The organism is Bacillus thermotolerans (genome assembly GCF_000812025.2).
GTDB lineage: Bacteria > Bacillota > Bacilli > Bacillales > Domibacillaceae > Quasibacillus > Quasibacillus thermotolerans.
This window is the reverse complement of the sequence record NZ_JWJE02000024.1, coordinates 15516-28910: the sequence shown is the minus strand read 5'-3', so window position 1 is coordinate 28910 and position 13395 is coordinate 15516. Positions and strand designations below refer to the sequence as shown.

13 protein-coding genes and 1 other annotated feature are annotated in these 13395 nt (G+C 43.8%); all 13 genes read right to left on the bottom strand.

Features of this window, described 5'->3' with window-relative positions:
- Positions 1–32: 32 nt before the first annotated feature.
- Complete coding sequence (gene rpsG / locus QY97_RS10790; protein WP_039234392.1) at positions 33–503, bottom strand: 30S ribosomal protein S7; 471 nt, start codon at positions 501–503, stop codon at positions 33–35.
- Between the two features lie 58 nt (positions 504–561).
- Positions 562–981: a 30S ribosomal protein S12 gene (gene rpsL / locus QY97_RS10785; protein ID WP_039234389.1), complete on the bottom strand. Its 420-nt coding sequence runs from the start codon at positions 979–981 to the stop codon at positions 562–564.
- A gap of 92 nt (positions 982–1073) precedes the next feature.
- Positions 1074–1325: a ribosomal L7Ae/L30e/S12e/Gadd45 family protein gene (locus QY97_RS10780; RefSeq protein ID WP_039234387.1), complete on the bottom strand. Its 252-nt coding sequence runs from the start codon at positions 1323–1325 to the stop codon at positions 1074–1076.
- Positions 1326–1453: 128 nt separating this feature from the next.
- Positions 1454–5050, bottom strand: coding sequence for a DNA-directed RNA polymerase subunit beta' (gene rpoC, locus QY97_RS10775; RefSeq protein ID WP_039234385.1), 3597 nt, complete (start codon positions 5048–5050; stop codon positions 1454–1456).
- Between the two features lie 110 nt (positions 5051–5160).
- Positions 5161–8715: a DNA-directed RNA polymerase subunit beta gene (gene rpoB, locus QY97_RS10770; protein WP_039234382.1), complete on the bottom strand. Its 3555-nt coding sequence runs from the start codon at positions 8713–8715 to the stop codon at positions 5161–5163.
- A gap of 246 nt (positions 8716–8961) precedes the next feature.
- On the bottom strand, positions 8962–9567 hold the full coding sequence (locus QY97_RS10765) for a class I SAM-dependent methyltransferase (RefSeq protein ID WP_039234380.1): 606 nt from the start codon (positions 9565–9567) through the stop codon (positions 8962–8964).
- 87 nt (positions 9568–9654) lie between these two features.
- Positions 9655–10020 (bottom strand): 50S ribosomal protein L7/L12, encoded by a 366-nt coding sequence (gene rplL / locus QY97_RS10760; RefSeq protein ID WP_039234378.1) that lies wholly within the window; start codon positions 10018–10020, stop codon positions 9655–9657.
- A 69-nt stretch (positions 10021–10089) separates the two neighbouring features.
- Positions 10090–10590 carry a 50S ribosomal protein L10 gene (gene rplJ, locus QY97_RS10755; RefSeq protein WP_039234376.1) on the bottom strand — a complete coding sequence of 167 codons (501 nt, stop codon included), beginning with the start codon at positions 10588–10590 and terminating at the stop codon, positions 10090–10092.
- Between the two features lie 67 nt (positions 10591–10657).
- Positions 10658–10797 (bottom strand) — a sequence feature (ribosomal protein L10 leader region).
- Between the two features lie 45 nt (positions 10798–10842).
- On the bottom strand, positions 10843–11544 hold the full coding sequence (gene rplA / locus QY97_RS10750; protein ID WP_039234374.1) for a 50S ribosomal protein L1: 702 nt from the start codon (positions 11542–11544) through the stop codon (positions 10843–10845).
- Between the two features lie 116 nt (positions 11545–11660).
- A complete protein-coding gene (gene rplK / locus QY97_RS10745; protein ID WP_039234373.1) occupies positions 11661–12086 on the bottom strand; it encodes a 50S ribosomal protein L11 in 426 nt (141 codons plus the stop codon).
- A gap of 164 nt (positions 12087–12250) precedes the next feature.
- Positions 12251–12784 carry a transcription termination/antitermination protein NusG gene (nusG, locus tag QY97_RS10740; RefSeq protein ID WP_039234371.1) on the bottom strand — a complete coding sequence of 178 codons (534 nt, stop codon included), beginning with the start codon at positions 12782–12784 and terminating at the stop codon, positions 12251–12253.
- Positions 12785–12932: 148 nt separating this feature from the next.
- Positions 12933–13118, bottom strand: a complete 186-nt coding sequence (gene secE, locus QY97_RS10735) for a preprotein translocase subunit SecE (RefSeq protein ID WP_039234369.1) — start codon at positions 13116–13118, stop codon at positions 12933–12935.
- 101 nt (positions 13119–13219) lie between these two features.
- On the bottom strand, positions 13220–13363 hold the full coding sequence (rpmG, locus tag QY97_RS19950) for a 50S ribosomal protein L33 (RefSeq protein WP_082090266.1): 144 nt from the start codon (positions 13361–13363) through the stop codon (positions 13220–13222).
- Positions 13364–13395 lie beyond the last annotated feature (32 nt).

Genomic DNA, 13395 nt, shown 5'->3' with positions numbered 1-13395 from the left:
CCTTCAGTTAGGTTAATTTAAAAAAGTAAATCTTACCAGCGGTAATGAGCAAATGCTTTGTTTGCTTCCGCCATTTTGTGTGTATCTTCACGTTTCTTAACTGATGCACCAGTGTTATTAGCTGCATCAAGGATTTCAGCCGCAAGGCGTTCTTCCATTGTTTTTTCACCGCGAAGACGCGCATAGTTTACTAACCAGCGAAGACCAAGAGTTGTACGGCGCTCTGGGCGCACCTCAACTGGTACTTGGTAGTTAGCTCCACCTACACGGCGTGCTCTAACCTCTAATACTGGCATGATGTTTTTAATTGCTTGTTCAAATACTTCCATTGGGTCTTTACCCGTGCGCTCACGGATAATATCAAATGATGCGTAAAGAATAGCTTGCGCTTTACCTCTTTTACCATCAACCATGATTTTGTTGATGAGACGAGTAACTAGCTTAGAGTTGTACAATGGATCTGGCAGTACGTCTCTCTTCGCTACAGGACCTTTACGTGGCATGTGATTTCCTCCTTTCGTGTGATTCCTTGATTGTTGTTTTATTTATTAATTATCGATATTACTTAGCGTCTTTAGGGCGCTTCATTCCATACTTAGAACGGCCTTGGCGACGAGTTTCTACACCCGCAGTGTCAAGTGCACCACGAACGATATGATAACGTACACCCGGTAAGTCTTTTACTCTTCCTCCACGGATAAGAACAACGCTGTGCTCTTGAAGGTTATGACCAATACCAGGGATGTAAGCATTCACCTCAATACCATTGCTCAAACGAACACGCGCATATTTACGTAACGCTGAGTTAGGTTTTTTAGGAGTCATTGTACCAACACGTGTACATACTCCGCGCTTTTGTGGTGAGTTAAGATCCGTTTGCACTTTTTTAAAGCTGTTGTAGCCTTTGTTAAGTGCTGGTGACTTGGATTTAGTTGATTTAGATTTACGAGGTTTACGCACTAACTGGTTAATAGTAGGCATTGAAAATCCTCCCTTCCTTTTTCTTAAGTCCACATATCCAGGTGGACCATTTTAAAGTAAAAACAAAGTTTTTGCACATTCATGCAAAAACATTATTCATTAATAATCGCAACAGCGACTGCCTTGACGTCAATCCCACATGTTTTTCCTAATTCATACATAGAATCCACATAAGTAAGCGGCACTGCTTTCTGTTTAGCCAGTCTCTCCACTTTTTGGGCTATGAGAGGATTGGCGTCCGCAGCAATCGTTACTTCGAATGCTTGATTTCTTTCAAGAGCTTTCACTGTTTGTCTTGTTCCTATGGCTAGCTTACGCGCCTTCGCTACTTTTTCATAAGACATTTAAATATCCTCCAAAGTAACCAGGTTCATAGGAGCACCTTGATTATATTATCATCCCTATTTTTAAAAGTCAACTGCTAAAAAACATTATTTTAGAGCCGGTTGGTCCGGCTCTAAAATAATTATATTCATTCTACCGTCGTCGTTGACTCTTCCTGCTGAGGAAGAACCGGTTCAGCTTTACGGTAGCGCTGCATACCTGTTCCAGCTGGAACCAGCTTACCGATAATAACGTTTTCTTTCAGTCCAAGCAATTCATCGCGCTTTCCTTTGATCGCTGCATCTGTAAGAACACGTGTTGTTTCTTGGAAGGATGCTGCAGATAGGAAGGAATCTGTTTCAAGGGAAGCTTTCGTAATACCGAGCAAGACTGGTCGCCCTGTCGCCGGCATTTTCCCTTCAAGCAGTGCCTTTTCATTCGCGTCTTTAAATTGATGGATTTCAAGAAGGCTTCCTGGTAATACATCTGTATCCCCAGCATCCATCACACGCACTTTGCGAAGCATTTGACGTACCATTACTTCGATGTGCTTGTCGCCAATTTCTACCCCTTGCATTCGGTAAACCTTCTGTACTTCACGCAGCAGATACTGCTGAACAGAAGCCACATCCGTAATCTTGAGGTACTCTTTCGGATCGATAGAACCCTCGGTTAATTCTTGACCGCGTTCTACTCGATCGTTTACAGCTACTTTCAATCGAGCTGTGTAAGGGGCCGTATACGTCCGGCTCTCTACATCGCTTTGTATAATGATCTCCTGCTGGCGGTCACGGCCTTCATTAATAGCCGTAACGGTTCCGCTGATTTCTGAAATAACAGCCTGCCCCTTCGGATTGCGCGCCTCGAATAGCTCCTGAATACGCGGCAAACCTTGAGTGATATCGTCTCCTGCTACACCACCTGTATGGAACGTACGCATCGTTAACTGAGTACCTGGTTCACCAATTGACTGCGCAGCAATAATACCTACTGCTTCGCCCACTTCAACCTGCTCACCAGTCGCTAAGTTACGGCCGTAGCATTTCTTACATACTCCATGGCGGGTGTTACATGTAAACGCAGAACGAATCCAAACCTCTTCCAGTCCAGCGTCAATAATAGCTTTCGCTATGTCTTCGTTAATCAGCATATTCTCTCTAGCCAGAACTTCCCCAGTTTCCGGATGGGCAATGGTTTTTCGAGCATAACGGCCGACAAGACGCTCTTCCAATGGTTCAATGATTTCTGTTCCTTCTTTAATTGAACCAATAAGAAGGCCACGGTCTGTTCCACAGTCCTCTTCACGCACAATAACATCCTGTGCAACATCGACGAGACGGCGTGTTAAGTAACCTGAGTCTGCTGTTTTTAGAGCCGTATCGGCAAGTCCTTTACGCGCACCATGAGTCGAGATAAAGTATTCCAATACTGTTAATCCTTCACGGAAGCTGGACTTGATCGGTAACTCGATAATACGGCCGGCCGGGTTGGCCATCAGACCGCGCATACCTGCAAGCTGAGTGAAGTTTGAAGCATTACCACGGGCTCCAGAGTCACTCATCATGAAGATTGGATTTCGCTTATCCAGGGATGCCATCAGCTTGCCTTGAATGGTGTCTTTTGCCGCACTCCAGATAGAAATTACACGATCATAGCGTTCTTCCTCCGTGATTAAACCGCGGCGGAACTGCTTCATAACAGTATCTACTTTTGCTTGTGCCTCTTTTAGAATTTCTTCCTTCTCGCCTAACACGACGATATCTGCTACCCCTACGGTAATACCGGCTTTTGTAGAGTATTTGAATCCTAAATCCTTCATGCGGTCAAGCATTTTAGATGTCTCTGTAATTTTGAAGCGCTTGAATACTTCGGCAATGATATTTCCAAGAATTTTCTTCTTGAATGGAGCAATCGTTTCTTGCTTTTCAATATGCTCTTTTACATTTTCTGTTGGATCAACGAAGTATTTCTCTGGCGTTTTTACCACGAGGTTATCATTTGTCGGTTCATTAATATAAGGGAATGTATCCGGCAAAATTTCATTGAACACGAGCTTTCCGACTGTCGTAATTAACAGCTTTTTGTTTTGCTCTTCTGTAAATGTCTGGTTGTTTAGTGAACCAGCATCAACAGCTACTCTTGTATGAAGGTGTACATAACCGTTTTGGTAAGCTACTAGTGCTTCATTAGTATCTTTAAAGATCATGCCTTCACCGATTGCACCTTCGCGTTCCATCGTCAAGTAATAGTTACCTAACACCATGTCCTGGGATGGAGTAACAACCGGCTTCCCGTCTTTCGGGTTCAAGATGTTTTGAGCAGCCAGCATTAACAATCTTGCCTCTGCTTGCGCTTCCGCAGATAATGGTACGTGAACGGCCATTTGGTCACCGTCAAAGTCTGCGTTGTAAGCCGTACAAACGAGCGGGTGCAAACGAATAGCACGACCTTCTACAAGTGTAGGCTCGAATGCTTGGATACCAAGGCGGTGAAGTGTTGGTGCCCTGTTAAGAAGAACAGGGTGTTCTTTAATGACTTCTTCAAGTACATCCCATACTTCTGGCTGAACGCGTTCAATTTTACGCTTTGCACTCTTAATGTTGTGAGCTAACCCTTTTTCTACAAGCTCCTTCATTACGAACGGCTTGAATAGTTCCAATGCCATCTCCTTCGGAAGACCGCACTGGTACATTTTCAAGTTCGGTCCTACAACGATAACAGAACGGCCGGAATAGTCGACACGCTTACCTAACAAGTTTTGACGGAAGCGACCTTGTTTACCTTTCAGCATATGAGAAAGAGATTTCAATGGACGATTGCCTGGCCCTGTAACAGGACGACCGCGACGGCCATTATCAATCAAGGCATCTACCGCTTCTTGCAGCATGCGTTTTTCGTTCTGAACAATAATACTAGGAGCACCAAGGTCCAGCAAACGTTTCAGACGGTTGTTTCGGTTAATAACCCGGCGATATAAATCGTTCAAGTCAGAAGTTGCAAAGCGACCGCCGTCAAGCTGTACCATCGGGCGAAGCTCTGGCGGGATTACCGGCAGGACATCAAGAATCATCCATGACGGCTCGTTCCCTGAGTTGCGGAAGGCCTCAATAACTTCTAAGCGCTTGATTGCTCTTGTACGGCGCTGCCCTTGTGCGCTTTTCAACTCTTCTTTGAGGAAGTCTACTTCTTTCTCCAAATCGATATCTTGAAGAAGCTTTTTAATCGCTTCAGCGCCCATGGAGGCTTGAAACTTATTGCCGTATTTATCTCTGTATGCGCGATACTCTTTCTCAGAAAGCAGTTGTTTTTTCTCAAGTGCAGTGTCGCCAGCCTCCGTTACTACATAAGAAGCAAAATAGATTACTTCTTCTAAGGCACGCGGAGACATGTCCAGCACAAGACCCATGCGGCTTGGAATGCCTTTAAAGTACCAAATGTGTGAAACAGGAGCAGCTAGCTCGATGTGACCCATGCGCTCACGACGTACTTTTGCTTTTGTTACCTCTACGCCACAACGGTCACAAACGACACCTTTGTAACGAACTCTCTTGTACTTTCCGCAATGACACTCCCAGTCTTTTGTAGGGCCAAAAATGCGTTCGCAGAATAAGCCGTCCTTCTCTGGTTTCAATGTACGATAGTTGATTGTTTCTGGCTTTTTTACCTCACCGTATGACCAAGAACGAATCTTGTCAGGTGATGCCAGGCCAATTTTCATGTATTCGAAGTTGTTTACATCTAGCAAGGGGCCTACCTCCCTTTCAGTCTACAGGTTCTACCCAATGTACTTACACTGCTTGTATGAAAGATAGCCGGAGAAGTAACTCGGTATTCTCCGGCCTGTATTAGAATGTGTTAATCCGTTGAACTTACCTTCTCAGATGAATCTTCTTCAGGGGCAATGTTTAGTGTGTCAGCCTGTTGTAGATCATCCTCATCCTCTAAATCGCGCATTTCAATTTCCTGATCATCCTCAGACATAATCTTCACGTCTAAGCCTAAGCTTTGAAGTTCTTTGATCAATACTTTAAAGGATTCCGGTACACCTGGTTCAGGTACGTTTTCACCTTTAACAATTGCTTCATATGTCTTCACGCGACCAACGATATCATCAGACTTAACTGTAAGAATCTCTTGAAGAGTGTAAGCTGCGCCGTATGCTTCAAGCGCCCATACCTCCATCTCTCCAAAACGCTGTCCGCCAAACTGGGCTTTACCGCCAAGAGGCTGCTGCGTAACGAGTGAATAAGGGCCGGTCGAACGAGCGTGAAGCTTATCATCTACCATGTGTGCCAGCTTGATCATGTACATAATGCCGACAGATACACGATTATCAAATGGTTCACCAGTACGGCCATCATACAAGACCGTTTTCGCATCACGGGACATACCCGCCTCTTCAATTGTTTCCCATACGTCATCCTCTGTCGCTCCATCAAATACCGGAGTCGCTATATGAAGGCCTAAATAGCGTGCTGCCATGCCTAAATGCAGCTCCATAACCTGTCCGATATTCATACGAGATGGAACGCCTAGCGGGTTTAACATAATATCAATCGGAGTGCCGTCTGGAAGGTAAGGCATGTCTTCTTCCGGAAGAATCCGAGAGATAACACCTTTGTTTCCATGTCGTCCGGCCATTTTGTCCCCTTCAGAGATCTTACGCTTCTGAACGATGTACACGCGTACCAGCTGGTTAACCCCTGGCGGCAGTTCGTCACCATCTTCACGGTTAAATACTTTTACATCAAGGACAATTCCGCCTCCACCATGAGGTACACGTAAGGAAGTATCACGAACCTCGCGAGCTTTCTCACCGAAAATCGCATGCAGAAGGCGTTCTTCAGCTGTCAGCTCTGTTACCCCTTTAGGAGTAACTTTACCAACTAATAAATCGCCGTCATTCACTTCGGCACCTACACGGATAATACCGCGGTCATCAAGGTTACGAAGCGCATCTTCCCCTACGTTTGGAATGTCACGAGTAATTTCTTCAGGTCCAAGCTTTGTATCGCGGGACTCTGACTCATATTCTTCGATATGAATAGAGGTGTACACGTCATCTTTTACAAGTCTTTCACTCATGATAATGGCATCCTCATAGTTGTAGCCATCCCATGTCATAAAGCCGACCATGACGTTGCGTCCAAGAGCAAGCTCGCCTTTTTCCATAGACGGGCCGTCAGCAAGGATTTCTCCTTTTGTTACGCGGTCCCCTACACTTACAATAGGTCGCTGGTTATAGCATGTACCTTGGTTAGAGCGGATAAATTTAAGCAGGCGGTATTTATCTAAATCGCCTTTCACTTCATTTCCGTCTACCTCCTGGATACGGCGCACCCAAACTTCGCGAGCTTCTACGTGCTCAACGATACCTTCATGCTTACAAATCACCGCAGCTCCGGAGTCTTTACCAGAGACATACTCCATTCCCGTACCGACAATCGGTGCTTCCGGCTGCATAAGAGGCACTGCCTGGCGTTGCATGTTTGCTCCCATGAGCGCACGGTTTGAGTCGTCATTTTCCAAGAAAGGAATACAAGCTGTCGCAGCAGAAACAACCTGCTTTGGCGAAACGTCCATATAGTCAACTCGTTCACGCTTGACTACGGTGTTCTCGCTTCGGAAGCGGGCAACCACTTCTTCATCAGCAAATGAGCCATCTTCATTCAAGCGAGCATTTGCCTGGGCAACAACATAGTTATCTTCTTCATCAGCTGTCAGATAGTCAATCTGATCTGTAACCCGGCCAGTATCAGGGTCTACTTTCCGATACGGTGTTTCAATAAAGCCGAAACGGTTTACTTTCGCATATGTGGATAACGAGTTGATCAAGCCGATGTTCGGACCCTCAGGTGTCTCAATTGGACACATACGGCCATAGTGGGAATAATGGACGTCACGCACTTCAAAGCCAGCCCGTTCCCTTGTTAATCCACCTGGTCCAAGAGCTGAAAGTCGACGTTTATGTGTCAATTCTGCTAATGGATTCGTTTGGTCCATGAACTGGGAAAGCTGGGAGCTTCCAAAGAACTCTTTAATAGACGCAATAACCGGACGGATATTAATTAACTGCTGAGGTGTGATCGTATTCGTGTCTTGGATAGACATACGCTCACGCACTACACGCTCCATACGGGATAAACCAATTCTGAACTGGTTTTGAAGAAGCTCTCCAACAGAGCGCAGACGGCGGTTTCCTAAATGATCGATATCATCTGTTCCTCCAACGCCATAAAGCAAGTTGAAGAAATAGCCGATGGAAGCAATAATATCAGCAGGTGTAATATGCTTAACATCCATTTCAGGGAAGCCGTTGCCGATTACATTAATAACCTGCTCCTCTTCACTGTTTGGTGCATAAATTTTAATAGATTGGACAACGATGTCTTCCTCTACTACACCGCCTGACTGGCGGTACGTCTTAAATCCAACGCCATTCTCCAAATTAGGAATGATCTTATCAAGCGCACGTCGGTCAAGAAGCGTTCCCTTCTCCGCAATAATTTCCCCTGTTTCCGGGTCAGCCAGTGTTTCTGCTAAATACTGGCCAAATAAGCGGTTCTTCGTATGAAGCTTCTTATTCATTTTGTAGCGCCCAACGCTTGCAAGGTCATAACGCTTCGGATCAAAGAAGCGAGAAATCAGCAGGCTTTTTGCATTTTCTACTGTTGGAGGTTCACCCGGGCGAAGCCGTTCGTAAATCTCAATAAGAGCTTTTTCCGTATTCTCCGTGTTATCTTTCTCTAGTGTATTGCGAATGTACTCATTGTCACCGATTAGATCGATGATTTCTTGATCAGAGCCAAACCCGAGAGCACGAAGCAGCACGGTAATTGGCAGCTTGCGCGTACGGTCAATACGAACATATACAATATCTTTTGCATCTGTTTCATATTCAAGCCACGCTCCGCGGTTTGGAATAACAGTAGCAGTAAACCCTCGCTTTCCGTTCTTGTCTACTTTTCCGCTATAATACACACTCGGAGAACGGACAAGCTGAGAAACAATGACGCGTTCTGCCCCATTGATAACAAATGTGCCTGTTTCAGTCATAAGCGGGAAATCGCCCATGAATACTTCCTGGTCTTTCACTTCGCCAGTTTCTTTATTTAACAGGCGCACTTTCACTCGAAGCGGAGCTGAGTAAGTTACATCCCGCTCCTTCGACTCTTCCACTGGATACTTTGGTTCTCCAAGGCTGTAATCGATAAATTCCAATGCAAGATTACCAGTGAAATCTTCGATAGGAGAAATATCTTGGAACATTTCTCGCAAACCCTCATCAAGAAACCACTGATAAGAGGATGTTTGGATTTCAATGAGATTCGGTAATTCTAAAACTTCACTAATGCGCGCATAACTTCTGCGCTGGCGGTGTCGTCCGTACTGAACTAGTTGACCTACCAACTGATTCACCCCTCAAATCAAGCGTTTTAATTGCTTATATTCCTCTTATACCAGATGTTTAGTCTTGCATAAGACAAAAAGAAAAAGGTTTTGACAAAGAAAACCTCATTTTTGCACATAATGAACTATTATTTTACCATCGTAGCCATTTCAAGCAAGTTTTATACCAAAAAATTATTTCAGCGCAAAAATGGCCATAAGTATTATACTGGCATTTTATAATGCTAGCATAGTGCCAAAAGATAGTCAATATTTTTCAGCTTTGATTATATGATAGCCCTTCGAGCGGTCCACCCATTCGGCCTGGCCGAAAAGCGATTCAATCTTTTTAAAAGCAGAAGGAGCTCCTTGTTTCTTTTGAATGACTACCCATAAAGAACCGCCCGTCGCCAGCTTTTCATAGCTCTGTGTAAAAATATCGAATATGATATTCTTACCGGCACGAATCGGCGGATTGGTTAGCACTGCCGCAAAACCAGTCTCTTCTACTTGCTGAAGTCGGTCGCTTTCATAGATTTTCACATTCTCAATATGGTTTAAGGCCGCATTTTCTTCTGCTAGGGAAAGGGCCCGTTCATTTACATCAATCATATGAATGGTTCTATCAGGTGTAATTGATGCTACAGCCAGTCCAATTGGTCCATACCCGCAGCCAGCATCAAGAATAGGCCCTTCGATGGAAGGCACATCAAATGTATCAATCAATAGACGAGATCCAAAATCAACTTCATTTTTTGAAAAAACGCCTGAATCACTTTTGAAGCGGAAGGTTCTTCCCTTCAATGTGTAATCCCAGTATTTAGGATTGCTTTCACTTTCGGGTGTTTGTGAAAAATAATGATGATTGGTCACACTTATTCCTCCGTTCCATCTACTTGGTCAACAGACAAATAAAAGCCCGCTGGATCCAGCGGGCTTTTGGCCATACTTGTTACGTCATTACTTAACTTCTACGCCAGCGCCAACTTCTTCAAGTTTAGCTTTGATTTCTTCAGCTTCTTCTTTAGAAGCTCCTTCTTTAACTGGTTTAGGAGTGTTATCAACAAGCTCTTTCGCTTCTTTAAGGCCAAGACCTGTAATTTCGCGAACAACTTTAATAACTTTGATTTTTTGTCCACCTGCTTCAGTAAGGACAACATCAAATTCAGTTTGCTCTGCTGCTGCGTCTCCACCTGCAGCACCGCCAGCTACTGCTACAGGAGCAGCTGCAGTTACACCAAATTCTTCTTCGATTGCTTTTACTAGGTCGTTTAACTCAAGAACTGACATTTCTTTAATAGCATCAATAATTTGCTCTTTAGTCATTTTAAAGTTTCCTCCTTGTTTTTTGGAAAATGATATTTATTCGTTCAAGCGGCTACTGAAACGATCAGCTTACGCGCCTTCTTCTTCTTTTTGGTCGGCAACAGCTTTGGTAGCCAAAGCAAAGTTGCGCATTGGTGCTTGTAGCACACTAAGCAACATAGAAAGAAGTCCTTCGCGGGATGGAAGTTCGGCAAGAGCCTTTACTTCTTCTACTGTTACTACATTGCCTTCAAGAACGCCTGCTTTAATTTCTAATGCATCGTTCTCTTTAGCAAAGCTGTTAAGAATTTTCGCTGGTGCAATTGCATCTTCTTCACTGAAAGCAATCGCATTAGGACCAGTTAATACTTCTTCTAAACCAGCAATTCCAGCGGCTTCCGCTGCACGGCGAGTTAAAGTGTTTTTGTATACTTTGAACTCAATACCCGCTTCGCGAAGCTGCTTACGAAGTTCAGTTACTTGACCAACTGTTAATCCACGGTAGTCAACAACTACTGTAGAAGAACTAGTTTTGAACTTCTCAGCGATATCATTTACTAACTGTTTCTTTTGCTCGATTACAGCGCTCATCACACACACCTCCTGTAGATTTATAGAAAAAACGATGTTCTTCACTTTCGTTGCCATTCATACCTTATACACAAGTAAAAAACCTCCATGCCAGTAGACATGGAGGTTCCGTTAAACAGCAAACGACCTGCTGTTTATATAGGATTACCTCGGCGGGAAATTAAGCCTGTCGGCACCTGCTGTCTACGGTATAAATGCTATTTTTATTTCACAACAAAAAGTATTATATCAAGTATACAATCTATTGTCAACTTAATTTGCAACAACTACAGAAGAAGCGTCAACTTTTACACCAGGTCCCATTGTAGAAGTAAGAGTAACATTCTTCATGTATGTGCCTTTTGCTGCAGATGGCTTAGCCTTCATCATTGCATCAAAGATCGCACGGAAGTTTTCAACTAACTTGTCGTTGTCGAAAGATACTTTACCGATTGGCACATGAACGTTTCCTGCTTTATCTACACGGTACTCTACTTTACCTGCTTTGATTTCTTCAACTGCTTTTGTCACATCGAATGTAACAGTACCAGTTTTAGGGTTTGGCATTAAGCCTTTAGGTCCAAGAACGCGGCCAAGCTTACCAACTTCACCCATCATATCAGGTGTCGCTACGATTACATCAAAATCAAACCAGCCTTGCTGGATTTTGTTGATGTAGTCGCTCTCGCCTACATAATCAGCGCCTGCTGATTCTGCTTCTTTTGCTTTTTCCCCTTTAGCAAACACTAATACTTTTTGTGTTTTACCTGTACCGTTCGGAAGCACTAAAGCTCCACGGATTTGCTGGTCAGCTTTCTTTGGGTCTACGCCAAGACGAAAAGCTGCTTCTACTGTTGCATCAAACTTAGCAAAGCTTGTTTTCTTTACTAGTTCAACCGCTTCAGTTAGCTCGTAAGCTACAGAACGGTCAACAAGCTTAGCTGCTTCTTGAAATTTCTTTCCTTTTTTAGCCATTCTAATTTCCTCCTTATGTGGTTTTAGCGGAATAACCTCCCACGAATAAAGGTTGCGCGTGAAGTAATAAGATATACATTCACAGCGCAACCCCGAACAATGCCTTCATTCAGCAATTAGTCTTCAATCACGATTCCCATGCTGCGGGCAGTACCTTCCACCATACGCATAGCTGATTCAACGTTTGCTGCATTCAGGTCAGGCATTTTTGTTTCAGCAATTTCACGCACTTTATCGCGCTTTACTGTTGCAACTTTGTTGCGGTTTGGCTCACCAGAACCAGACTCAATACCTGCTGCTTTCTTAAGAAGAACAGCTGCCGGCGGAGTTTTTGTAATGAATGTAAATGAACGATCTTCAAAAACCGTAATTTCAACCGGAATAATTAAACCAGCCTGGTCGGCTGTACGCGCGTTGAACTCCTTACAGAATCCCATGATGTTTACACCAGCTTGACCAAGTGCAGGACCTACTGGCGGCGCTGGATTCGCTTTACCTGCAGGGATTTGCAATTTAACAACTTTAATAACTTTTTTAGCCACGAGACACACCTCCTTAAGTCCGTGATGTGGTATTTGGGGATTTACCCCTCCCACTCAGTAACACCTTTTCTAGAAAGGTGATCAATTAAAATTAGTCTATCTAATAGACATACTGACTTAAAAATATTATCATTATCCTTCTAATATTTCAAGTCCGTTTTTCATTATAATTTATCTACCTGGTTAAAATCAAGCTCTACTGGAGTTTCACGGCCAAACATATCCACTAACACCCTCAGCTTTGCTTTATCATAATCAACCTCTTCCACCGTTCCTTCAAAGTTGGCAAACGGGCCTTCTTTAACAATGACTGTTTCATTTAGTTCAAAGTCAATATCCCGGCGCTTATCATCCATGCCCATTTGCTTCAGAATGGAAGTTACTTCTTCCGGCAGGAGCGGTGTAGGCTTTGAACCATGGCCAGAAGAGCCGACAAACCCTGTTACGCCTGGTGTATTACGGACAACATACCAGGAATCGTCTGTCATCACCAGCTCTACTAGTACGTAACCAGGAAAGGTTTTTCGCATAGTAACTTTCTTCTTGCCATTTTTAAAATCGGTTTCTTCTTCCTGGGGGACGAGAACCCGAAAGATCTTATCTTGCATGCCCATGGATTCAACGCGCTTTTCCAAGTTGGCTTTTACCTTATTCTCATATCCTGAATATGTGTGTACAACGTACCAATTCTTCTCCATCGAAAGGGACTGAACGTCCTTCCCTCCTTCACTTTTGAAAAGCAAATGAAAAAACCCGTTAAATCGGGCTTTTCTTCTTCTCTATCGTATTTCTAAGTATACCATATAAAAAAGCAGTATATTCAAACCAACAAAGTGAATCAATATTCTATAAAGATAAAACCCATCTTACTACCGATGAGATTCCCAAGTCAACTACCGCAAAGAAAATAGTTAGAAAGATCACAGTCGTTACAACCGTGATTGTATACCTTGTCAGCTCTTTCTTCTTTGGCCAGCTGACTTTCCTCACTTCCGAACTTACATTGCGGAAGAACTGTGTTATGCTTGACATTCTGAACCCTCCAAAAGGTAAAATCATTTCCTGGTGTATGGTTGAAAGCTCCGCACCCTGCAAGCTCTCTAAGTCAGCTGACCCAAACAGAGCTTCCCTTCTTACTTTGTCTGTCTGTGAACAGTGTGACTGTTGCACGTGCGGCAAAACTTCTTAATTTCCAGCCGTTCGTTATTGTTCGCTTTGCCGGGAGTGGAATAGTTTCTGGAACCACACTTTGAGCAGGAGAGTATAATCTTATTCATCGCTGTAAAGTCACCTTCTCTACCTCAATTGT

What these genes read in the sequence shown, in the direction of transcription:
- rplA (WP_039234374.1), bottom strand. Translation starts at nt 11,544, where the DNA reads ATGGCTAAAAAAGGAAAGAAATTTCAAGAAGCAGCTAAGCTTGTTGAC.
- nusG (WP_039234371.1), bottom strand. Translation starts at nt 12,784, where the DNA reads ATGGAGAAGAATTGGTACGTTGTACACACATATTCAGGATATGAGAAT.
- secE (WP_039234369.1), bottom strand. Translation starts at nt 13,118, where the DNA reads ATGTCAAGCATAACACAGTTCTTCCGCAATGTAAGTTCGGAAGTGAGG.
- QY97_RS10780 (WP_039234387.1), bottom strand. Translation starts at nt 1,325, where the DNA reads ATGTCTTATGAAAAAGTAGCGAAGGCGCGTAAGCTAGCCATAGGAACA.
- rpmG (WP_082090266.1), bottom strand. Translation starts at nt 13,363, where the DNA reads ATGAATAAGATTATACTCTCCTGCTCAAAGTGTGGTTCCAGAAACTAT.
- rpsG (WP_039234392.1), bottom strand. Translation starts at nt 503, where the DNA reads ATGCCACGTAAAGGTCCTGTAGCGAAGAGAGACGTACTGCCAGATCCA.
- rplL (WP_039234378.1), bottom strand. Translation starts at nt 10,020, where the DNA reads ATGACTAAAGAGCAAATTATTGATGCTATTAAAGAAATGTCAGTTCTT.
- rplJ (WP_039234376.1), bottom strand. Translation starts at nt 10,590, where the DNA reads ATGAGCGCTGTAATCGAGCAAAAGAAACAGTTAGTAAATGATATCGCT.
- rpsL (WP_039234389.1), bottom strand. Translation starts at nt 981, where the DNA reads ATGCCTACTATTAACCAGTTAGTGCGTAAACCTCGTAAATCTAAATCA.